The organism is Bradyrhizobium sp. McL0615, from assembly GCF_049993905.1.
Taxonomy (GTDB): domain Bacteria; phylum Pseudomonadota; class Alphaproteobacteria; order Rhizobiales; family Xanthobacteraceae; genus Bradyrhizobium.
On record NZ_CP188254.1, the window covers coordinates 2,229,760 to 2,252,988 of the forward strand.

General features: G+C 63.4%; 15 protein-coding genes. 4 read left to right on the top strand and 11 right to left on the bottom strand.

What is annotated here, in order from left to right; translation table 11 throughout:
• Positions 1–173 precede the first annotated feature (173 nt).
• A complete protein-coding gene (locus tag ACPPVP_RS10705; protein ID WP_192740124.1) occupies positions 174–338 on the bottom strand; it encodes a DUF3309 family protein in 165 nt (54 codons plus the stop codon).
• Between the two features lie 165 nt (positions 339–503).
• On the opposite strand from ACPPVP_RS10705, the gene ACPPVP_RS10710 reads away from it, so the two are divergent.
• Positions 504–815 carry a polyhydroxyalkanoic acid system family protein gene (locus tag ACPPVP_RS10710; RefSeq protein ID WP_426533897.1) on the top strand — a complete coding sequence of 104 codons (312 nt, stop codon included), beginning with the start codon at positions 504–506 and terminating at the stop codon, positions 813–815.
• Between the two features lie 7 nt (positions 816–822).
• On the opposite strand, the gene treY is transcribed toward ACPPVP_RS10710, so the two are convergent.
• From treY to treS, 5 genes are read right to left on the bottom strand one after another with little or no spacing between them, the layout of a single operon-like run.
• Positions 823–3,612 (bottom strand): malto-oligosyltrehalose synthase, encoded by a 2,790-nt coding sequence (gene treY, locus ACPPVP_RS10715; protein WP_426533899.1) that lies wholly within the window; start codon positions 3,610–3,612, stop codon positions 823–825.
• Between the two features lie 4 nt (positions 3,613–3,616).
• A complete protein-coding gene (treZ, locus tag ACPPVP_RS10720) occupies positions 3,617–5,374 on the bottom strand; it encodes a malto-oligosyltrehalose trehalohydrolase (protein WP_426533901.1) in 1,758 nt (585 codons plus the stop codon).
• A complete protein-coding gene (gene glgX / locus ACPPVP_RS10725) occupies positions 5,371–7,446 on the bottom strand; it encodes a glycogen debranching protein GlgX (protein ID WP_426533903.1) in 2,076 nt (691 codons plus the stop codon). The genes treZ and glgX overlap by 4 nt, the downstream gene beginning before the upstream one ends.
• Before the next feature lie 3 nt (positions 7,447–7,449).
• Complete coding sequence (gene glgB / locus ACPPVP_RS10730; RefSeq protein WP_426533905.1) at positions 7,450–9,597, bottom strand: 1,4-alpha-glucan branching protein GlgB; 2,148 nt, start codon at positions 9,595–9,597, stop codon at positions 7,450–7,452.
• The gene (gene treS, locus ACPPVP_RS10735; RefSeq protein WP_426537776.1) at positions 9,594–12,863 is read right to left on the bottom strand and encodes a maltose alpha-D-glucosyltransferase; all 3,270 of its coding nucleotides are present in this window, start codon (positions 12,861–12,863) and stop codon (positions 9,594–9,596) included. Before treS ends, glgB begins: the two co-directional genes overlap by 4 nt.
• A 315-nt stretch (positions 12,864–13,178) precedes the next feature.
• Here treS and malQ point away from each other — a divergent pair, with 315 nt between their 5' ends.
• From malQ to ACPPVP_RS10750, 3 genes are all read left to right on the top strand, one after another.
• A complete protein-coding gene (malQ, locus tag ACPPVP_RS10740) occupies positions 13,179–15,128 on the top strand; it encodes a 4-alpha-glucanotransferase (RefSeq protein ID WP_426533907.1) in 1,950 nt (649 codons plus the stop codon).
• Between the two features lie 17 nt (positions 15,129–15,145).
• Complete coding sequence (locus tag ACPPVP_RS10745) at positions 15,146–16,945, top strand: glycoside hydrolase family 15 protein (RefSeq protein WP_426533909.1); 1,800 nt, start codon at positions 15,146–15,148, stop codon at positions 16,943–16,945.
• Positions 16,946–17,281: 336 nt separating this feature from the next.
• On the top strand, positions 17,282–18,262 hold the full coding sequence (locus ACPPVP_RS10750; protein ID WP_426537778.1) for a formylglycine-generating enzyme family protein: 981 nt from the start codon (positions 17,282–17,284) through the stop codon (positions 18,260–18,262).
• A 376-nt stretch (positions 18,263–18,638) separates the two neighbouring features.
• Here ACPPVP_RS10750 and ACPPVP_RS10755 read toward each other — a convergent pair whose 3' ends face one another.
• The 5 genes from ACPPVP_RS10755 to gnd are packed head-to-tail and all read right to left on the bottom strand — an operon-like array spanning position 18,639 to position 23,221.
• Entirely contained in the window at positions 18,639–19,442 is an 804-nt protein-coding gene (locus tag ACPPVP_RS10755; RefSeq protein ID WP_426533911.1) for a Cof-type HAD-IIB family hydrolase, read from the bottom strand.
• Positions 19,439–19,927: a gluconokinase gene (locus ACPPVP_RS10760; RefSeq protein ID WP_426537780.1), complete on the bottom strand. Its 489-nt coding sequence runs from the start codon at positions 19,925–19,927 to the stop codon at positions 19,439–19,441. The genes ACPPVP_RS10755 and ACPPVP_RS10760 overlap by 4 nt, the downstream gene beginning before the upstream one ends.
• A 22-nt stretch (positions 19,928–19,949) precedes the next feature.
• Positions 19,950–20,705, bottom strand: coding sequence for a 6-phosphogluconolactonase (gene pgl / locus ACPPVP_RS10765; protein ID WP_426533912.1), 756 nt, complete (start codon positions 20,703–20,705; stop codon positions 19,950–19,952).
• A 3-nt stretch (positions 20,706–20,708) separates the two neighbouring features.
• On the bottom strand, positions 20,709–22,220 hold the full coding sequence (gene zwf / locus ACPPVP_RS10770) for a glucose-6-phosphate dehydrogenase (RefSeq protein WP_426533914.1): 1,512 nt from the start codon (positions 22,218–22,220) through the stop codon (positions 20,709–20,711).
• Positions 22,221–22,225: 5 nt separating this feature from the next.
• Entirely contained in the window at positions 22,226–23,221 is a 996-nt protein-coding gene (gene gnd, locus ACPPVP_RS10775) for a phosphogluconate dehydrogenase (NAD(+)-dependent, decarboxylating) (protein WP_426533916.1), read from the bottom strand.
• Positions 23,222–23,229: the final 8 nt, after the last annotated feature.

Genomic DNA, 23,229 nt, shown 5'->3' on the forward strand with positions numbered 1-23,229 from the left:
GGTTCAATCACCGGCGTCTCTGGAGTACTGGGTCACCCGCCTTCGCGGGTGACGACAGTCTTTGTATGGATAGGGTGCGCAAAGCGGAGCGTGCCCACCACCTTTAGCTATACGAGAAAGGGTGGGCACGGCTTGCGCCTGTACCCACCCCGTGACTCCGATCTGCGATCCGCTCAGAGCTTCCCGAGCAGCAAGAGAATCAGCAGAATGACGATCACGAGCCCAAGACCGCCGCCGCCGTAATATCCAGTGCCGTAGAACGGTCCGCCGCCGATGCCGCTGAAACCGCCCAGCAGGGCGATGATGAGAATGATAAGAATGATGGTCCCGAGTGACATGAATCTCTCCTCAGCCCGATGGGCCGTCTGTTTGCTCTGCCTGCGGCGGAACAACACAGGGGAACTATGAAAGTTCCGTTTTGCGTTGCGATAATGCAGGGCGCTTCTTCTATTTGAAGCGCGTGTAGTTACATGCAGTTAGAGCAGAGGAGAGGATTTTCGCCGATGACCAAACCGCTGGTGGTTTCAATTCCGCATAGCCTGGGCCGCGATGAGGCCATGCGCCGCCTGAAGACGGGGCTTGCGCGCGCCGCCTCCAGCGTGCCGGTGCTGAGCGTCGATGAGGAGCGATGGGAAGACAACCGCATGATCTTTCGCGTTCGCGCGCTAGGGCAGGCAGCGGCCGGCCATGTCGACGTGGCCGAGGATCATGTGCAGGTGGAAGTCGTGCTGCCGTGGCTCTTGCAGCGCTTTGCCGAGGCGGCCCAGGCCGCGATCCAGAACCGTGGCAAGCTGTTGCTGACCAAGAAAAGCTGATGCCTCCTCAGGCGCGTTCGCGTTTGCGCGCCGGCTTAGCCGCGCCGGCGAACCGTGCTTTCAGCACAGCGACCGGCAGATGCGCCAGTAGATCCGACAGCCGCAATTGCGTCGCATCGGCATCGGCAAAACCTTCCACGGAATAGCCGCCGACATCAAGCGCGGCGTCAAAATTCGCCGGACCGGGCCAATGTCTGCCGCCGTCGGTCAACGGCGCAAACCAGCGCGTGACCACGGTGATCGCGGCCTCACGGCCGCGTCGCCGAGCGAACGCGATGAAATGGTCACGATGCGGCCCGCTCACTTCCAGGGGCTCGTAATCTCCGTTGGTGAACACATCGGCGAGTTCGGTCCGCAGTTTGAGCAAATGCCGTGTCCAGGCCAGCTTCAGATGCCCGCTCGGCCACTTCTCGACCAACCGGTCCCAATCCGGTTTCTCCAGCGCGCCGAGCCGGCCTGAGCGTTCGGCAAAATCGACACGCCGCCGGTTGTCGGGATCGACCAGTGAAAAATCCCAGAGCTCGGTGCCCTGATAGAAATCCGGTACCCCCGGCATCATCGTCTTCAGCGTGATCTGGCTGAGCGAATTCAGCGCGCCGAGCAGCGACAGCCGCTGCGCCATTGTTTGAAGCGAATTGAGGAATTCGCCTGAGAGCGAGGGATCGAGGATCTTTTCGATGAAGCTGTTAACGCCCGCCTCATAGGCCGCGTGGGGATTGAGCCAGCTCGTTTCCTGCTTGCCCTCGCGCGCGGCCTTCAGCGCATATTCCTGCATCCGCGCCGGAAACGAGGCGTCGTCCGGCTGCCATGCCCCGAGCAGCGCCTGATACAGCATGTATTCGAACGTTGCCGACGGCGCGCGCAAATCGCCATCGACAAGCAGATGCGGCGCGTTGAGCAGCTTCCATCGGGCCACCGCGCTGGTCCATTCGCCCGGCATTTCCGCCAGCGCCATGATGCGCGCCCGTGCGTCCTCGCCGCGCTTGGTGTCATGGGTCGCGGTAGCCGTCATGCCGTGCGGCCATTCCCCGGCGCGGACCCGCATCGTCGCGTGAAATTCGTCGGCCGAAAGCGCTCTTGCGGCCGGATCGCCGCCGACCTCGTTAAGCGCGAGCAGGCGATGGTAGCGGTAGAACGTCGTGTCCTCCAGCGACTTCGCCATCATGGGGCCGGTGAACTGCTGCACCTTCAACGCGAAACGTCTGACGCGCGGCGCGCTGTGGGGGGCCCGTCCCGGCTTGATCAGATCCATCGTCAGCGTGTCGCGGAGAAAGTCGAAAATGCCGTCATCGGCTGCAAACCAGTCGGCGCGCGCCCGTTCGATGGTCTCCGAGATCAATTCGCGATCATGCGCCGACGGGCCTGACGGTGTCAGGTAGGTACGGTACACCGGGAAGTGCAGCACATAGAGTTCGAGCGCCTGCCGCAGGCTGTCGGCGGAATAGTCGCGGGTGGAGTAATGTCCGCTGGCGATCCGCGCCAACAGGCGCGTCAGCACCGTGAACTCGCTGGTCAACAGCGTTTCCAGCACGCGGCGTTTGGCCTCCCGCAGGATCGGCTCCAGCTTTGGCGACTGGTTGCTGATCTGCCGCCAGATCTCGTCGAGCGGCTCCAGGCCCTGGCCGTCGGTCAGCACACGGGTGATCGCGTTCATCCACTCATAGCCGGTGGTGCCGTGAACGCCGGAAAATGATGACAGCTTTTCGTGCTCGCCGAGAATTTTCTCGATCACCATGTAGAAGGGCTTGGTCCGGCCGCCATGCGCCTCGCGGACCAGCCGGCGCAGGCGCTGGAAATACTGGACGGGATCGCGCAGGCCGTCGATGTGGTCGAGCCGGAGCCCGTCCAGCTTTCCCTCCGCAATCAGCCGTTTGACCAGCCGATGGACCGCCTCGAAGGTGCCGGCGTCTTCGACGCGCAAGCCCGCCAGCGTGTTGATATCGAAAAAGCGCCGGTAATTGATGTCGCTGGAAGCAAGCCGCCAGTGGCCGAGCTTGTAATGCTGGCGCTCGAGCAGATGATGCAGCGAAAGCGTGGGCGCGGTGCGATCCGGCCCGGCGCGATAGGCTTCCAGCCCACGCGTGATGATATCAGCCGCGCCGGAAATCGCTTTCAACTCGGCCTTGAAACCGGGCGCTTCCTTGCGGCTGGGATGGCGCGGCCCTTGGTGCCGCGCAGCAAGCGCAAGTATCCCCTTGCCGGGCGTGGTGTGTTCGGCGCCGGTCTCTTTGACGACCATGCGCAGGATTTCGCCGTAGCGTTCCGGCGCGATCGGTAGTCGATGCTCGAAATACCACGCCGAAAAACTGCCTTCGCCATCGTCGTAACGCAGTTCGATCTCGCCATTTTCCAGTGCTTGCCCGTAGGACGAGCCGATGATCGGCAGCAACACGCCACCGCGGGCGCGGTATGGCAATTGCTCCCAGTCGATGTCGAAGGAGGCCGCGTGTGGCGAAGCCGGACCCCATTCCAGCACATCAAGCCACCATGGATTATCGGCAAAATGCACGCCGACATGGTTCGGCACGAAATCGAGGATCAGCCCGAGATCGTGCTGCCGCAGCACAGCACACAGCCGTTCGAAGCCGGCTTCGCCGCCAAGCTCCGGGTTGAACTGGGCGTGGTCGGTGACGTCGTAGCCATGCGTACTGCCCTTGCGGGCGCGCATGAAGGGCGAGGCATAGAGATGGGTGATGCCGAGCGCCCTCAGGTAAGGCACCACGGAAGCGGCGGCGTCAAAATTGAAATCCGCCGACAATTGCAGGCGGTAGGTCGCGATCGGGATCGCCGGGGGCATTTTCCTATCCGATGCGCCAGAGCACCGCCCATGGCGGGACGCTGTCACCCAACTCGCTGCCCCAGATCAGGGTTCCCGCGGCTTTGTCCGGCGCTTGGCTGATGGCCTGTCCCGACAGGTTGGCAAGCAGGCGAAGCGTCGTGCCATCGCCCATCCGCCAATCGGCCGTCAGCAGGCGGTTGTCGGCCGCGTGCGCCTCGCCGAAGGTTGCGCCCGCGAGCCGCGGGACAATCTCCTGCCGGCGAACTTTCAAGAGCTCCCGCACCAGCGTCAGCCGCTTCCGTGCGGCCGGCGCGTTGCGCTCGTTCCAGTCTAGCGCAGCGGAATCGCGGGTCGATCGGTCGAGCGCGTCGGGGACCTCATCGCCATATTCCGCATAGGCCCAGGCCAGTTCGACGCGGCGGCCCTTGCGGACGGCATCGGCGAGATCGCCGCCGAAATCGCAGAAGAACGGGAAGGGCGCCTTCGAGCCCCATTCCTCGCCCATGAACAGCATGGGAATTGACGGCGCCAGCAGCAGCACCGTAAGCGCCGCTTCGACGGCCCGTATGTCGGCGGTGCTTTCGAGCCGGTCGCCCAGCGCACGATTGCCGATCTGGTCGTGGTTCTGCAGGAAGTTGATGAAGGCGACGGGCGCCAGATGGCCGCTCGGCTCGCCGCGCTTGCCGCCGCGAAACACCGACGGCTCTCCCTGATAGACAAAGCCGGATGACAGCGAGCGGGCGATATCCGAGATCGGCGCGTGCTGGTAGTCGACGTAATAGCCCTGCTTCTCGCCGGTCATCAGCACGCGCCAGGCGTGATGATAGTCGTCGTTCCACTGCGCGCGATATTTTCCCTGTGGCGGGTCTTCAGCGGCGTCCAGAATGCTGGCGCGGTTGTCGCCGTTCTCCAGCACGAGATGAATGTGCCGGCCGGTTTCCGTGGCGAGTTTGCCGGCGGCCGCGCTGATGTCATGCAGCAGCGACAGCCCGCCCGGCTCGACGATGGAATTGACGGCATCGAGCCGCAGCCCGTCGAAGCGATAGTCGCGCAGCCAGGAGAGCGCGTTCGCGATCGCGAAGGCGCGGACTTCATTCACGCGATAATCGATCGCGCTGCCCCAGGGCGTGTGGGCTTCGGTGAAGAAGGAGGGCGCATAGCGGCCGAGATAATTTCCTTCGGGACCGAAATGGTTATAGACCACGTCGAGCATCACCATCAGTCCGCGCAGATGCGCCGCGTCGATCAGCGCCTTGAGATCTTCGGGCCGGCCATAGGCGCTGTCGGGCGCGTACCACAAAACGCCGTCATAGCCCCAGTTGCGAGAGCCGGCGAAGTCCGCCAGCGGCATCAATTCCAGTGCGGTGATGCCGGTTTCGACGAGATGATCGAGCCTGTCGATCATCGCGCGGTAGGTGCCTTGCTTGGTGAAGGTGCCGACATGGGCCTCGACGATGACAGCCTCCTGCCACGGTCGTCCACGCCAGCTTGTGGCGCGCCATGGATAGGCTTCGTGATCGATCACTTCGCTCGGGCCGAAGACGTCGTCGGGCTGAAACGCCGACGCCGGATCCGGCACATCGATCTCGTCATCGATGCGGAATTTGTAGCGCGCGCCGGCCTTCACTCCGGCGATGTCGGCGGTGAACCAGCCGTCCTCGCCGCGCTTCATCGCGTGTGGTTGCGCCAGCATGACATCAACGCGTTTCGCCGCCGGCGCCCACAGCCGAAACCGCGTGCCGTAGTTTGCCAGACACGGGCCGAATTGCCGGTCATTCATGCTGCGCCCGCAAAGGCAAGCACCGAGCGCGGTGGCGCTTTGGTTTCAGAGCCCGATGCGACGGCGGCGGCGGTCTGTACCGCCTCGGTGGTGTTCAGCACCTGCTGCCAGTTCTTGTATTCGGTCATACGGGGCAACGTGAAAGCGATCTCTTCGGGTGCGGCGTTCAGCACGATAAAGATCGGCGCCTGCCCTTGTTCCATCGGCGCGAGCACATAGGCAAGGAATCGGCCTTCCGGAAAATTCCAGTCGGCTTCCTTCATTTCCTCGGCCGCGGGCGTCAGCCACAGCACGCCAAAGGAGCCGTCCTTGCGCCGCCCATCGAGCCAGCGCTGACTGCGGAGCTGGGCGAAGCGCCGGCGCAGGGCGGTCATGTGGCCGACGAAATCGATGAGGTCGTCGCCTTGCTTGCGAAGATTGTCCCAGTTCACCCAGCCGGTCTCGTTGTCCTGGCAATAGGCGTTGTTGTTGCCGTTCTGCGAATTGCCGACCTCGTCGCCGGCCAGCATCAAGGGCGTCCCTAGCGCGAGGAACAGGCAGGCGAGCTGGTTCTTGCGCAGCTGCCGGCGCAACGCAACGATCGCGGCGTCGGTGGTGGGGCCCTCATGGCCGCAATTATTGCTGTGGTTGTCGTTGGAACCGTCGCGATTGTCCTCACCGTTGGCTTCATTGTGCTTCTCGTTGTAGCTGAACAGATCGGCCAGCGTGAAACCGTCATGGACGGTGATGTGATTGACGCCGGCGCGTGTCGCGCGGTTGTCATGATGAAACAGGTCGGAGGAAGCGGTCATGCGGCGCGATACTTCGCCGATCAGGCTGCCTTCGCCGCTCCAGTAGCGCCGCATCGCGCTGCGATAACGGTCGTTCCATTCCGACCATTGCGAGGGAAACGCCCCGACCTGATAGCCGCCCATGCCGAGGTCCCATGGCTCGGCGACGAGCTTGACGGTCGACAGCACAGGGTCCTGCCGTACCGCGGTCAGAAAGGCGGCATTGCGGTCATAGCCGTTCGGCCCGCGCGCCAGCGTGGTGGCGAGGTCGAAGCGAAAGCCGTCGACGTGACAGACTTCGACCCAGTAGCGCAGCGAATCCATCGTCATCTGCAGCACGCGCGGATGGGTGAGGTTGACCGAGCTGCCGCAGCCGGTGAAGTCGTCGTAGTAGCGCGGGTTTTCCTTGTTGAGCCAGTAATAGGACGCGTTGTCGATGCCGCGGAACGATAGCGTCGGGCCGAGATGATTGCCTTCGGCGGTGTGGTTATAGACCACGTCGAGCATCACCTCGATGCCGGCGTCGTGCAGCCGCGCCACCGTGGTGCGGAACGCATCGAGCGCGTTGTCCTGCGCGTAACGCGGCTCCGGCGCGAAGAACGCCAGCGTGTTGTAACCCCAGTAGTTGGCCAGCTTCCTTTCGACCAGCACCCGGTCGTCGATCAGCCCGTGGATCGGCAGCAATTCGATGGTGGTGACGCCGAGCTTCTTGAGATGGTCGATCATCGCCGGCGAGCACAGCCCGCCATAGGTGCCGCGCCAGCCTGGGGCTACGTCGTCGCGCTTCTGCGTCAGGCCCTTGACGTGGGCCTCGTAGATGACGGTGTCTTCCCAGGCGATGTTCGGCCGTATCTCGCGGCGGCCCCAGTTGAAGGTCTCGTCGACCACGACCGCCTTTGGCATGCCGCGCGCATTGTCGCGGCGATCGAAGGAAAGATCCTCGCGCGCGCTGCCCGTTCGATAGCCGAAATGCGCGTCGCTCCACACCAGGCGGCCGGCAAGCCGCTTGGTGTAGGGATCGAGCAGCAGCTTGTTGGCGTTGAAACGGTGGCCGCGTTCGGGCGCATAGGGGCCGTGGACACGATAGCCATAGAGCTGCCCGGGCGAGACGTCGTTGAGATAACCGTGCCAGACGTCCTCGTTGCGCTCGGGCAGTTCGATCCGCTCGAGTTCGCGGCGGCCCTGGCCGTCGAACAGGCACAGCTCGACCTTTTCCGCATTGGCCGAAAACAGCGCAAAGTTGGTGCCCCGTCCGTCCCAGCTTGCACCCAGGCGGGCGGGGCTTCCCGCTGATAATCGCATGGGTCAGCTTTCCGGTACGAGAAAGATCGCGGCCAGCGGCGGGATGGTCAGGCTGAGCTCGGGGATGCTGCCTTCGAGGGTGTGGACTTCGCCGACATTGCCGACATTGCTGCCGCCATAATGCGCGGAGTCGGAATTGAGCGCTTCCTTCCACTTGCCGGCGAACGGCACCCGGACGCGGTAATTTTGATAGACGTTCGGCGAGAAGTTGACGACCACGAGACAGCGCGCGTGCGCATCGTATCCCTTGCGCAGCCAGGCAAAGATATTGTTGGCGGAATCATGGGTGATGACCCATTCAAATCCCGCCTGGTTGCAGTCCATCTCGTGCAACGCCGGCACGGCGCGATAGAGGTGGTTGAGATCGCGGATCAGATTCTGGATGCCGGCGTGCCGCTGTTGCCCCAGCAAATGCCAGTCGAGCGACTGATCGTGATTCCATTCGCGCTGCTGGCCGAATTCGCAGCCCATGAACAACAGCTTCTTGCCGGGATGGCCGAACATGAAACTGTAATAGGCGCGCAGGTTTGCAAACCGCTGCCATTCGTCGCCCGGCATGCGGCCGAGGATCGAGCGTTTGCCGTGCACGACTTCGTCGTGCGACAGCGGCAGAATGAAATTCTCCGAGAACGCGTAATGCAGGCCGAACAGGATGTCGCCGTGATGGTGCTTCCGGTACACCGGATCCTTGCCGATATATTTCAGCGTGTCGTGCATCCAGCCCATGTTCCATTTGAAGCCGAAGCCGAGCCCGCCATATTCGACCGGCTGCGACACCTGCGGCCAGGCGGTGGATTCCTCCGCGGCCGTGGTGGCCTCCGGAAAAAGCCCGAACAGTTCGATGTTGAAGCGGCGCAGGAATTCGATGGCTTCGAGGTTTTCCCGGCCGCCATGCCGGTTCGGAATCCACTCGCCGGCGGGCCGGCTGTAGTCGAGATAGAGCATCGAGGCGACGGCATCGACGCGCAGGCCGTCGACGCCGTAGCGGTCGAACCAGAACAGCGCGTTGGAGACCAGGAAATTGACCACTTCGGTGCGGCCGTAATTGTAGATCAGCGTGCCCCAGTCGAGGTGGCGGCCCTGCAGCGGATTGGCGTGTTCGTAGAGCGCGGTGCCGTCGAAATAGCCGAGCCCATGCGGATCGTCAGGAAAATGTCCGGGCACCCAGTCGAGCCATACGCCGATCCCCTCGCGATGGCAGGCATCGACGAGCGCGGAAAAATCTTCCGGCGTGCCGAACCGGCTGGTCGGCGCGTACAGGCCGGTCGGCTGATAGCCCCATGAGCCGTCGAACGGATGCTCGCTGACGGGCAGAAACTCGATATGGGTAAAGCCCATGTCCTTTGCATAGGCCGGAAGCTGTTCGGCGAGCTCGCGATAGCTCAGCCATTCATTGCCGTTCTTGCGCCGCCACGAGCCGAGATGCACCTCGTAGATCGAGATCGGCGCGCCCAGCGCGTTGATACCCGACGGCGCAGGGCGCGGATGCGGAATTCGGGTTTCGTCGACGACGATCGAGGCCGTCGAGGGCCGGATCTCCGCCGCAAAGGCCACCGGATCGGATTTTAGCGGCAGATGCCGCCCGTCGGGTCCGGTGACGTCGAACTTGTAACGGTCGCCGGCGCGGGCATGCGGCACGAACAATTCCCAATAACCGACGCCGCGCACCCGCATCGGGTGCCGCAGGGCGTTCCAGAAATTGAAATCGCCGACCACGCTGACGGCCTTCGCATTCGGCGCGAGCACCACGAACGCGACGCCGTCGACGCCGTCGAGCGTCATCGGATGCGCGCCGAGCTTGTCGTAGATCCGCCGGTGGGTGCCTTCGCCCAAGAGATAGAGATCGAAGTCGCTGAGCACGGGCGGGAAGCGGTAGGGATCGTCGAGATCGACGACGTTTTCGCCGAAGCGGGCGCGGAGCTGGTAGCGTTTCGAGCCGTTCGGCAGCGCGCCTGCGAACAGCCCGGCATCGTGAATTCGCTCGAGCGGCGCCGTCTCGCCATGCTCGCCGACCGCTTCCACATTGGAAGCTTCGGGGATGAAAGCGCGCACCACGCTGTGACCGCCCTCGCTGTGCAAGCCGAGATAACGAAACGGATCGGAATGCTTGCCTTCGATGATGGCGTAGGCCTCGGCGGGCAGCTTGGTCATGAGGCCTCGAAGGATGGTTGCGACAACATTCTGATGATTCCGATGAGGGGCACGCGCAGCCATTCCGGCCGGAATGACAGTTCGTGTTCGATTTCATTCAAGGCCTTCTCAAGCAGGAAGAAGGTCAGCAAGCCGTCCGCCGCGTTCGGATCGGATGGCCATAGCCGGCGATCGGTCACGGCTTCGTGGTAGGCGGCGAGAAACGCGGCGGCCGCCCGGTCGCGCCACTCGCCAAGCGCCGCGCCGAGCTTGCCGTGCTCATCGTGGGCTACTTTGAGCGCGCGCTCAAGGGCTGCGGTCGCCGTATAATCGATCGATCGGACCAGACCGGCGATGTCGCGGGCTGCCGGCGCCTTGCGCCTGCGCTCCGCGATGCTGCTCCGCGGCGCGCCTTCGAAGTCGATGATAAAGATGTCATCCTTGACGATCAGCAACTGGGTGAGATCGAGGTCGCCGTGGCAGCGGATGTTGGCGATGTCAGCTTCGCGCGAGAGCAGCGTCGCCAGCAAATTCGGCAGGGCCGGCTGCAACGCCAGTACCTGGTCGGCCAGCGGGCGGTCGGCTTCCCTCAGCATTTCCCGCCGCTGCCCGAGCGCATCGAAAACGCGGCCGGCGCACAGCATCAGATCGTCGATCCAGCGCTGCAGGTCGTCGCTGCCGGCCGGCTCGGGCGCGAATTCGGCAAGTTCGCTGTTGCCGGCAAGCGCAACATGCAGTTCGGCCACGCGTCGCCCGGCCTGCGACATGTAACGCAGATAGGGAATCTCTTCCTCGCGCTGGCCGGGATGCATGCTCGCCGCCAGCAGGCGCTGCTCCTCGACCAAGCGATCGAGATAGCCGGCGCTCACGGTCCAGAGGTCGCCCTGATTGGCGACGAAGGCGTGAACGACGCCGACTGCGCTCTTCTCGTTGCCCTCGACCAGTTCGGCGCTGCCGAGCAGCGCCGGGGTGTTGGCAAAGTTGGCGACGTCGGTGAGGAAACGTCCCATCTCGATTTCGGGACTGGGGCCGGGCTGAAGCGTCCGGTAGATCTTGACGACATAGTCGTTGTCCACCAGGGCGGTGCTGCGGGGTTGCTCGGAGTCGACGATGCGGATGTGCTCGGGCTGCCGGATCGGCTTGTCGCTGAAGCGGTTGGTTGGCCGGAATTCGAGCCGCAAGCCCTGTTCGCTCTCGTCGAGCGTCAGCGATTGCTGCAGATTGCGCAACAATAGCGCGATGAAGATCTGGTCGGTGGCGACGTCGAGCAGGGTGCCTTCACGGGCGCCTTGCCGAACGGCGGCCAGTGCATGCGGGTTGTAGCGCTCGCGGTCGAAGCGCACCCATTCGATCTGCAACGGCAGCACGTAGCGCGTGCTGACGCCGCGCTGTGTCGTCTCGAAGAGGGCGAGCCACGGCCGGTTGTCGCCGATGTCGCAGAATGGAATGGCCGAAGTCAGGGTCGGACGGATCGCCTTGGGCGATCGTTCCGGATACCAGCGGCTGCGCGCCAGATGGCCCGGAAGCACGTCGTGCTCGAACACGCCGCGCTCGCGCGCCAGCGACACCCAGGTCGCGTTCAGCGGCACGACCAGCGTTTCGAACTCGGGCACGGCACGTTGCACCACCGGTTCCGATTTGTCGCGCTCCTGCAGTTCGAACCAATAGAAGCCGTAAGGTGAGAGCGTAATCATGTAGGGCAGTTCGCCGATCGGCGGGAAGCGGGTACGGCCGAGCATTTCCAGCGGGATGCGGTCCTTGAACGCGGAGAGATCGAGTTCGGTCGCCTGCGCCGATCGCGACAGGTTGGCGACGCACAGGATAACTTCACCCTGATATTGGCGCACGTAGCACAGCACAGAACGGTTTTCCGGGCGGATGAACGTCATGGTGCCGCGGCCGAAGGCGAGCGTTGATTTACGAACCGCGATCAGCCGCTTGGTAGCAGAGAGCAGCGAGGAAAGGCTGCGCGACTGCGCCTCGACGTTGACGGACTCGTAGCCGTAGACCGGGTCCATGATGGTCGGCGCGTAAAGCCGCGCGGGGTCGGCGCGGGAGAAGCCGCCATTGCGATCCGGCGTCCACTGCATCGGGGTGCGGACGCCGTTGCGGTCGCCGAGATAGATGTTGTCGCCCATGCCAATCTCGTCGCCGTAATAGATGATCGGCGTGCCCGGGAACGACAGCAACAGCGAATTCATCAGTTCGATCTTGCGCCGGTCGTTGTCCATCAAAGGCGCCAGCCGGCGGCGGATGCCGACATTGATGCGCGCCCGGGGATCGTTGGCGTAGGTCGACCACAAATAATCGCGTTCGACGTCGGTGACCATTTCCAGCGTCAGTTCGTCGTGATTGCGCAGGAACAGCGCCCACTGGCAGCTATTCGGAATGTCGGGCGTCTGGCGCAGGATGTCGGTGATCGGGAAACGGTCTTCCTGCGCGATCGCCATGTAGATGCGCGGCATCAGCGGGAAATTATAGGCCATGTGGCATTCGTCGCCGCGGCCGAAATATTCCTGTACGTCCTCCGGCCATTGATTGGCCTCGGCCAGCAGCACCTTGCCCTTGGCGTAGGCATCGAGTTCGCTGCGCAGCCGCTTGATGATGGTATGCGTCTCGGGCAGGTTCTCGTTGTTGGTGCCGTCCCGCTCGCAGAGGTAGGGGATCGCGTCGAGGCGGAAGCCGTCGACCCCGGTGTCGAGCCAACGCTTCATCACCTGGACCAGCGCGCTCACCACGCGCGGATTGTCGAAATTGAGGTCCGGTTGGTGCGAGAAGAAGCGGTGCCAGTAGAACTGGCCGGCTTCCGGATCCCAGGTCCAGTTCGATTTCTCGGTATCGGTGAAGATGATCCGGGTGCCCTGATATTTCTGGTCGGTATCGCTCCAGACGTACCAGTTGCGGGCAGAGGAATTCGGATCGGAGCGACGCGCGCGCTTGAACCAGTCGTGCTGGTCGGAGGTGTGGTTGATGACGAGCTCGGTGATGACCCGCAAGCCGCGCTTCTTGGCTTCCTGGATGAAGCGGCGGAAATCCTTCATCGTCCCGAAATCGGGGTTGATGTCGCCATAATCGGCGATGTCGTAACCGTCGTCGCGGCCGGGGGAGGGGTAGAACGGCAACAGCCACAGCGTGGTGACGCCGAGATCCTGCAAATACCCCAGCTTCTCGGTCAGCCCGGCAAAGTCGCCGATGCCGTCATTGTTGCTGTCGGCGAAGGCCTTGACGTGGAGCTGGTAGATGATCGCATCCTTGTACCAAAGCTCGTCGGTGACGGCGGCTGGCACCTCCTTTGCTTCGACGACGAGGCTGCCATCCGGATTCAGCGGATAGCCACGGTCGATAGGAAGGGAGACGCCGGCGTTGGAGCTCTCGGCGGTTTGCGCTTTTTTGTTCACGGTGATGCCACTGCCATGGAAATGACGTCCCCGTTTCGTTTGGAGAAAGGGAGACGTTCCGGACTGAGATAGAAAGCCGCTCGGCTCGCTTTGGTTCCCCCGGAACCGTTGGTGGGCCCGAGCGTTAGACACCGTCTATCTCCTTCCTGTAATTAGACAATTTCGCGACATCGGTTTGATGTTTGCGTGCAAAGTACGTGCCGAATGGACCTTTTTGCTCAAGCTAAAGCCCAGGGAATCCAGACCGAGTTCCTGGACGGTCAGGGTCACCGCCGTGTGACGGACGCCGCCGCGCTCAAAATTATCCTGGAGGCCCTGCCGCCGCAGGCCCCGGGACCGCTGGTCGGTCACCCCGTGGTGGTCCGCTCCGGGCGGCCGTCGCGGACCGAGCTGCCGGCTACCGCGGGGCTTCCGGTGGCGTGGAAAATCGTTGCGGAGTCAGGGCTTATCGCCGACGGCGGGAGCTCCGACCACGCCATCGACTGGCCCAAAAACCTGCCGCATGGCGTCTACCGCCTTCAGGTGAGCGATACCTCGACCGCCGAGGATGTGCCGTTGATTTCGGCACCGGAACGGGCCTATGGGGGCGAATTCGACCGCTGCTGGCTGCTCGCGGTCCAACTTTACGGCGTCCGCTCCGCGCGCAACTGGGGGATGGGCGACTTCACCGATCTCGCCCGCCTGATCGAACTCGCCGATCATCTCGGGGCAGATGGAGTAGGCCTCAATCCGCTGCACGTGCTGTTTGACGATCGCCCGGGCGATTGCAGTCCCTATTCGCCGAACAGCCGGCTGTTTCTCAACGCACTCTATATCGACGTCGAAAAGCTTCCCGAATTTCAGCCCGATTCTGAAGCACGCGAAGCGCTGGCGCCGTTGCGGGCAGGCGATGTCGTCGATTATGTCAGCGTCGCCGGCCTGAAGTGGCGGGCGCTGCGCAAGGCCTTTGCCGCTTTCAAGGCCAACGCCAAGCCGGGCCGCCGACAGGATTTTGACAAATTCCGCGCCGAGCGCGGCACGTTGCTGTCGCATTTTGCCTGCTTCGAGGTGCTCCGGCACAAATTCGGCAAGCCGTGGTGGGAATGGCCGGAAGCGTGGCGGCAGCCGGACGATGCCAGATGCGCTGCCTTGCGCGACGGCGCGGACGCTGGCGAAATCGAGTTCGTTGAGTTCGTGCAATGGACCGCCGACCGGCAGTTGGGGGCGGCGGCCGATCTGGCAAAGCAGCTCGGCATGAAGGTCGGGCTCTATCTCGATGTCGCGGTCGGCGTGCAGGCCGACGGCTTTGACGCCTGGAACGAGCAGGTGGCGATCTCCCGCCATCTCGGCGTCGGCGCGCCGCCCGATCCGCTCAATACCGCGGGCCAAACCTGGGGCCTTGCCGGATTCAATGCCGCTGGGCTCGAGCTTGAATCCTTTGCGCCATACCGCGACATGCTGCGCGCCTCGATGCGCCACGCCGGTGCCATCCGCCTCGACCATGTGCTCGGGCTGAAGCGGCTCTATCTCGTGCCGCAAGGTTTTAGCGCCCGCGACGGCGTCTATGTCCAGATGCCGTTCGAGGCACTGTTGGCGGTGACGGCGCAGGAAAGCGTTGCAAACCGCTGCGTCGTGATCGGCGAGGACCTCGGCACCGTGCCGGAAGGGTTTCGCGACCAGATCGCCGATTGGGGCATCTGGTCGTATCTCGTGATGATGTTCGAGCGCGACGACGCCGGCACGTTCCGCAACATCGATCATTACCTGACCAACGCGCTCGTCACCTTCAACACCCATGACCTCTCGACCTATGCCGGCTGGCGTTCGTTCGGCGATCTGAAGCTGAAGCGCTCGCTCGGCATCGATCCGGGCGAGAGCGACGATGCGCGCTGGCATGCGCTGGCGATGCTGGACGTTGTGCTGAAGCATCATGCCATCGACCGCAACGATCTCTACTCGGTCGCGAATTTCCTGGCGCGAACCAAGTCGCGGCTGCTCGCGGTCTCGCTGGAGGATCTGCTCGGAGTAGTCGACCAGCCCAACATCCCCGGCACCGTCAACGAGCATCCGAACTGGCGGCGGCGGCTTCCGGTGCCAATCGAACAGATGACATCCATGGTCGACGTTACCACGCTCAAGGCGGCAACCCACGAGCGGTCGCGCGCCGCGATTTGACTAAACGGTGAAGCATCTTGGCCTGCCGGATCGAAGATTATGGGCTGATCGGCGATTGCGAGACCGCTGCGCTGGTCGGCCGCAACGGATCGATCGACTGGCTGTGCTGGCCGGCCTTCGATTCGGATGCCTGCTTTGCAGCGCTTCTCGGCACCGAGAAGCACGGCCGCTGGCTGATCGCGCCGGAGGCAGAGATCACCGGTACCTCGCGTCGCTATTGGGATAACACCCTGATTCTGGAGACCCGGTTCGAAACCGCTGATGGCGCGGTCGATCTGATCGATTTCATGCCGCCGCGCGGCAACGCCTCCGATGTGGTACGGCTGGTGCGCGGTGTTCGCGGCCAGGTCAGGATGCATATGCAGCTGGTGATCCGCTTCGGCTTCGGCACCGATATTCCCTGGGTCAAGAAGAGCGACGACGGCTCGGCGCTGCTTGCGATCTGCGGGCAGGACATGACGGTGCTGCGGACGCCGGTCGAGACCCGCGGCGAGGATATGACGACGGTCGCCGATTTCGAGGTCGGCGAGGGTGACAGCATCCCCTTCGTGCTCACCTACGGCCCCTCTCATCTGCCCGTCCCCAAGCCGATCGATCCCGCCTATGCGTTGAAGGATACCGAAGCGTTTTGGAGCGAATGGTGCAGCCGCAGCACTTATGAGGGTGAGTACCGCGACCTCGTGATGCGTTCGCTGATCACGCTGAAAGCGCAGACCTACGCCCCGACCGGCGGCATCGTCGCCGCGCCCACGACCTCGCTGCCGGAAAAACTCGGTGGCACCAGAAACTGGGACTATCGCTTCTGCTGGCTGCGCGACGCCACCTTCACGCTGCTCGCGCTGATAAATTCGGGCTATACCGAGGAAGCTTCAGCCTGGCACCAGTGGCTGTTGCGGGCGGCGGCGGGGTCTCCCGCCAACATGCAGATCATGTACGGCATCATGGGCCAGCGCCGCCTCCTGGAATGGGAGGCCGCCTGGCTGCCCGGCTACGAAGGCGCGCAGCCGGTGCGGGTTGGCAACGCCGCGCATGCACAACTGCAGCTCGACGTCTACGGCGAACTGATCGACGCCTTCCATCAATGGCGCACGGCCAAGCTGGAACTGGACGGAAGCACCTGGGCGGTGGAATGCACGGTGCTCGAGCATCTTGCCGAAATATGGGACCAGCCGGATCACGGCATCTGGGAGCGCCGCGGCGCGGGCAGGCATTATGTGTCGTCGAAAGTGATGACCTGGGTCGCGTTCGACCGCGGCATCAAGAGCGCCGAGACGTTCGGCTTCAAGGCGCCACTCGACAAGTGGCGCGCGCTGCGTGATGCCATCCACCTCGATGTCTGCGCGAGAGGATTTGATCCCGAGCTGAATTCCTTCGTTGAGTCCTACGGCTCGAAGATGCTCGATGCCAGCATCCTGTTGCTGCCGTCGGTGGGATTTCTGCCGCCCGAGGATCCGCGCGTCCGCGGCACGCTGGTCGCGATCGAACGGCATCTGATGCGTGACGGTTTTGTGCTGCGGCACGATCCTCGCGACGCGGAGCAGCAACCGGCCGAGGGCGCGTTCCTCGCCTGCTCGCTATGGCTGGCGGACGCCTATGTGCTGGCGGGCGAGTTTGACAAGGCGCAAACGCTGTTCACCCGCGTGGTCGCGGTCGCCAACGACCTCGGCCTGCTGGCGGAGGAGTACGATACCGGAGCTTGCCGCCAGACCGGCAATTTCCCGCAGGCGCTGACGCACATCGCGCTGATCAACACCGCGCATAACCTCTGCGCGGCGAAGACGCCGACCGAAAAGCCGGCGGTGCAGCGCTCGAAGTAGCGGCGGGTTCGGCCAGCCGCTGCTGGCCCCGGCGCAAAGCTTTGAATTGTCGGGCAAGTCTGTCCTCAACGGCCGAGTGATCAAGGATCTTGCTGCCGCGCTTTCGGCGAAGAAAAGCGATCCTTCGAAGATTGGCACAAACTGTACATCACAGCAGCGCTGACTTCGGTTACTTTAAGAGAATCAGCCAAAGCGAAGTCACGGAAGGGGAATTTGCCGGTCATATGACCGGGGTCATCCGTAAGGTGAGTTCGAAAAAGCCAAAGGACCGGGGATTCGTGGGGGCGCCGTCCGCGGCAACTGGATTGAAGAACCGGTTTAAATGCCATGACGACGATGCTGTGGATGGACAAGGACGAGGGCGCTCGATCATCCCTTGATCGCGCCGGCGGCATGGTCTGGATTCCCGGCGGCACATTTCGCATGGGATCCGACAGGCACTATCCCGAGGAGGCGCCAAGCCGCCAGGTTGCGGTCGGCGGCTTCTGGATCGACCGGACGCCGGTGACGAACCTGCAGTTCAGCCAATTCGTGGCGGCGACCGGCCATGTGACGACAGCGGAAGCTCCGTCCGACCCAAAGGAATATCCCGGCGCCCAGCCGCATATGCTCTATGCGGGCTCCCTCGTGTTCATGCGGCCGCGGTCGACGTTCGACCTGTGCGACCGGAGCCAGTGGTGGTTCTTTCTGGAAGGCGCGGACTGGCGCCATCCCTATGGTCCCAAGACCAATATCCGTGGGCTCGACGATTACCCTGTCGTACACATCTCGTTTCCCGACGCAATCGCCTACGCCAAATGGGCGGGCAAGGAGCTGCCGACGGAAGCGGAATGGGAACTTGCCGCGCGGGGCGGACTGGACGGCGCAGAATTCGCATGGGGCGACGTGTTCATGCCCGATGGCAAATGCATGGCCAACACCTGGCGGGGCGATTTTCCACGGCATAATCATGACGAACAAGGCTACGAACACACTTCCCCGGTGACGGCCTTTCCGCCCAATGGTTACGGGCTGCATGATATGATCGGCAATGTCTGGGAATGGACCTGCGACTGGTACGCGCCGGACGGCGAAACCGACGCAGCAAAGCCGTGCTGCCTGGCGCTAAATCGGCGTGGTGGCAACGAGGACGCCAGCCACGATCCGCGCCTGCCCGACATCAAAAATCCTCGCAAAGTGCTCAAGGGCGGCTCGCATCTCTGCGCCCCCAATTATTGTCGCCGCTACCGTCCCGCGGCGCGTCACGCCGAATCCGTCCATACGTCGGCCTGCGACGTCGGATTCCGCTGCGTCGCCAGGAAGCCGCACAGGTCTTGATTTTCGTCTTCGCGCTCGGCCAGGTGCAAAAGGCGCTGGACGTCGGCATTGTCCCGCACAGCGGCCCTACGAGGCGCGGTCGTGCCGGAAGTCGCGCGAGCCGGCACCCGTCTTCGCCGCGGCAGGCCCGGGCTGGGTGAACCTGCCTTCATGGGAGGAGACGGCGGCCGGACACCGGCTCGCGCTTGCCGATCGTGGCGGCGAACAGAAGCCGATTTGCTGCGCAAAGACTTTGAGAACTCCTCGATTTATCCTTCACGCAGGCTTGATACGGCGGAGCATGGCGTTTTCGAGCGAAAGCCTGCCCCGGTCTTGATCCGGGATGGATGCCGGTTCGCATAGCAATAAAGTTTACGCAGATTGCGTAGACTTATCCCTATCCGAACTGCAGCACCGTCTCGATCGCGGCGGCAAATCCGTCGTGCTCGTTGCTGTCGGTCACATGCGTCGCGTGCTGCTTGATGTTGTCGGCGGCGTTGCCCATCGCAAACGAGATGCCGCTTTTGGCAAACATCGGCAGGTCGTTCTCCATGTCGCCGATGGTCGCGATCGCGTCGGCTGAAATGCCAAGCCGCTTCGACATCGCGGCGACGAAGGTACCCTTGTCATGACCCGGCGGCGTCACGTCGAGATAGTAGTTCTGGGAACGAACCGCGGTCGCCTCCCGGCCCACCGCTTCCTTCATCGCCGCTTCGCAGCGCTGCAGCTGCGCAAAGTCCGAACTTGCGCCGACGATCTTGCAGGCTTCCGTCAAATGCGGGGTGAAATCCGTCACGATGGTCGGATCGGCTTTGATCGCCAGTTTCTCGTGCGAAACGTACTCGCCGTCGGGATTGCGCGTGTACCAGCGGTCATTGGTGAACAACCAGATATCGGCGCCGAACGCATTGAGCACATCGAGGCTGCGCTGCGCCACGGCAGGCGGAATCAGGTGCTGCTCGATCGGCCTGAGCTTGCTGTCGATGATCGAGCTGCCGTTGAACGCGCCAATCGGCAGCGTGATCGAAAGCGGCTCAATCAGAAATCCCATCCCAATGGTCGGCCGGCTGGAGACGATCGTGAAGCCGATGCCGGCGTCGTGCAGTTTCTGTACCGCCGCCTTGGCGCCATCGGTCAGAACTTTGTCCTTCGTCAACAGGGTGCCGTCGACGTCGGAAACAACGAGCGCGATACGTGTCATTGGGGAACCAGGTTCAATTGAGTGACGATGTCGTCCACGATTCGCTCGACCGGCGCATCGATCGATATCATGATTGGCCGTTCGTTCGCTCCCGGCCGCTCCAGCGTCTTGAACTGGCTGGCGAGCAAGCCCGGCGGCATGAAGTGGCCCTTGCGTGCGGCGAGGCGGGGGGCGATCAGATCCTGCGTTCCGTCGAGAAAGACGATGCGGACGTCGTCGCGGCCGTGCACGAGAATTTCGCGATAGGCGCGCTTCAGCGCCGAGCAGGCGATGACGGCGCGCTCACCGGCGGCCGAGAGGCGGTCGATCTCGTCGGCAATCGCCTGCAGCCACGGCCAGCGGTCCTCGTCTGTCAGTGGATGGCCGGCGCTCATCTTCGCGACGTTGCTTGCCGGGTGAAACCGGTCGCCATCCTCGTAACGCCAGCCGAGCCGTCGGGCGAGATGATCGGCAATGGTGCTCTTGCCGGAGCCGGAAACGCCCATCACCACCAGCGCGCAAGGTGTCTTACTGCCCACCAAAATTCTCCGGAATCGCAGCCTGATCCACCAGCCAGACCGTCTCGCCGGTGGATCGCGCGCGGTTGGCAGGCAGGTTCTCGCCCGCGAAGAGGCGCGTCAAGATCGCGCGCTTGTCGCGGCCTGAAACCTCGAACAGCATTTGGTGGCAGGAGGCGAGGGTGGGCAGTGTGAGGGTAACCCGCGGAACGAACGGCGCGACATTCGCCCGGGGTACGCCGACCACCCAGCGCGCGGTCTCGTCGAGGGCGGGATCGTCGGGAAACAGTGACGCGGTGTGGCCGTCGGGACCGACGCCCATCAGCACGAGATCGAACAGGGGGCGGGCTTCATCGAGCGTGTCTGCCCCGTAGAACGACTGCAGTTCCTGCTCGTACAGCGCGGCGCCGCGGTCGGGATCGGCAGGGTCGGCGGTCGCGGTCGGAATCGGATGGATGTTTGCCGCCGGCGCGCAGCGGTCCAGGAAAGCCGCTCGCGCCATGCCCATGTTGTTGAGCGGGTCATCCGCCGGCACGAAGCGTTCGTCGCCGATGAACCAGTGCACGCGCTGCCAGGGGATCCGGCTTCGATAGGCGTCGGTCGCCAGCAATTGATAGAGCTGCTTCGGGCTCGATCCGCCGGTCAGACAGACCGCCACCCGGCCGCTGTTGGCGCCTGTTCTGGCCAGCACATGTTCGGCGGCGGTCGCCGCCAGCGCCGCCGGATCGGCGACGGTGATCACATGGCGGTTGTCGTTCGCGGCCATCGTTCACCCGAGCTTTCGCCAGCTTCGGCCTTCGCGTTCGAGCAAATCGTTGGCTTCCTCCGGTCCTTCGCTGCCCGGTTCGTAAACCTTCAGCCCCTTGCCGCCGGCCTTCTTCCAGGCATCGAGGAATGGCTGCACCGCCTGCCAGCCGGCCTCGACGCTGTCGGCGCGCTGAAACAGGATGTTGTCGCCGATCATGCAGTCATAGATCAGCGTCTCGTAGCCGGTAGAAGGTTCGGCCTTGAAGTAGTCCTTGTAACGGAACTTCATCTCGACGCCGTCGATGTGGATGTTCGGCCCCGGCACCTTGGTGTTGAACTGCAGCGCGATGCCCTCGGTCGGCTCGGTCGAGATGATGAGGTAGTTCTGCGACAGCCGGTCCACCGGTGTGTCGCGGAACATGGCGAACGGCGCCTGCTTGAACTTGATGGCGATTTCGGTGCGCTTGACGCCGAGCGCCTTGCCGGTGCGCAGGTAAAACGGCACGCCGGCCCAGCGCCAGTTGTCGATGGTCAGCTTCAGCGCGGCATAGGTCTCGGTGGTGCTGCCAGGCAAAACGTCGGGGGTCTTGCGATAGTCTTCGATTTCGGCATCGCCGATCTTGCCGCCCCGATATTGGCCGCGCACGGAATTGTGCAGCGCCTCCTGCTCGCTCTGGGTCTGGATCGCGGAAAGCACTTCGGCTTTTTCGGAGCGTACCGAATGGGCGTCGAATTTCACCGGTGGCTCCATCGTGACCAGCGACAGCAGCTGGAACAGATGGTTCGGCACCATGTCGCGCAACGCGCCGGTCGCGTCGTAAAAGCTGCCGCGATGCCCGACGCCGAGTTTTTCATCGACGGTGATCTGGATGTGGTCGATATGGTTACGGTTCCAGATCGGTTCGAACATGCCGTTGGCGAAGCGCAGCACCAGGATGTTCTGCACCGTCTCCTTGCCGAGGTAATGGTCGATCCGATAGATCTGGTGCTCCTCAACCAGTTTGAGCAATTCACTGTTGAGCGCTTTGGCCGAAGCGAGGTCGGTGCCGAACGGCTTTTCCACCACTAGCCGCCGCCATGCGCCATTCTCCGCCAGCATGCCGGTGCGGCCGAGTTCGCGGCTGATCGGCAGGAATGCGTTGGGCGGCGTCGCCAGATAGAACAGGCGGTTGCCGCCGGTGTCGCGCGTGGCCTCGAGTTGGTCGAGCTGTTTGCTCATGGCGTCGAACGATTCAGGCTCCCCCGGATCGGCCTCGACGCAGGTCACGCATGCCAGGAGGCGTTGCGCGATGGCGTCGTCCACGGCACGGGTCGCGAACTGGCGCAGGCCTTTCATCAGGCTGTCGCGCAGCTTGTCGCTCGTCATGCCCTTGCGGGCGACGCCGACCAGGCAGAATTTTTCGGGCAAGAGATCGCCGGCAGCGAGGTTATAGAGGGCGGGGATGACGAGCCGGTGCGCGAGGTCGCCGGTGACGCCGAAAATGACGAACGCGCAGGGATCGGGTTGCTTCTGCGCTATCTTACCGACCGCCATGCCGCTCAGGCCTTCGTATTGGGTTTTTTCGGCGGCTCCTTGTGGCCACCGAAACCGGCCCGCATCGCAGACAGGATCTTTTCCGCAAAGGTGTGATCCTTGCGCGAACGGAAGCGCGCATAGAGCGCCGCGGTCAGCACTTCCGCCGGCACGGCCTCGTCAATTGCGGCGTTCACGGTCCAGCGGCCTTCGCCGGAATCCTCCACGAAGCCGGAGTAGCTATCCAGCGTCTGGTTTTCCGCGAGCGCCGACGCCGTGAGATCGAGCAGCCAGGAAGGGATCACGCTGCCGCGCCGCCACACCTCGGCGATATCGGCGATGGTCATGTCGAAGCGATGCGCCGGCGGCAACGCCTCGATATTGGCATTCTTGAGGATGTCAAAACCCTCGGCATAGGCCTGCATCAGGCCATATTCGATGCCGTTGTGGATCATCTTTACGAAGTGTCCGGCGCCGGACGGGCCGGCGTGAATGTAGCCCTGCTCGATGCGCGGGTCGCGGCCCTCACGCCCAGGCGTGCGCGGGATGTCGCCGATGCCGGGCGCTAACGTCTTGAAGATCGGATCGAGGCGGTCCACCACCGTCTTGTCGCCGCCGATCATCATGCAATAGCCGCGTTCGATGCCCCAGACGCCGCCGCTGGTGCCGACGTCGAGATAATGCAGGCCCTTTGTTTTCAGCGCCGCGCCGCGGCGAACGTCATCCTGCCAGAACGTGTTGCCGCCATCGATGATGACGTCGCCGGGCTGCATCAGCTTTGTCAATGCCTCGATGGTCGCCTCGGTGATCTTGCCGGCCGGCAGCATCACCCAGGCGGTGCGCGGCTTTTCGAGATTCGCCACGAAATCTTCCAGCGTGTTGGCGCCGACGGCGCCTTCAGCTGCAAGCGCCGCGACGGCCTTTGCGTCCTTGTCGTAGACCACAGCGGTGTGGCCGTTCTTCATCAGCCGGCGGACGATGTTGCCGCCCATCCGGCCGAGGCCGATCATGCCGAGTTGCATTCCTGACT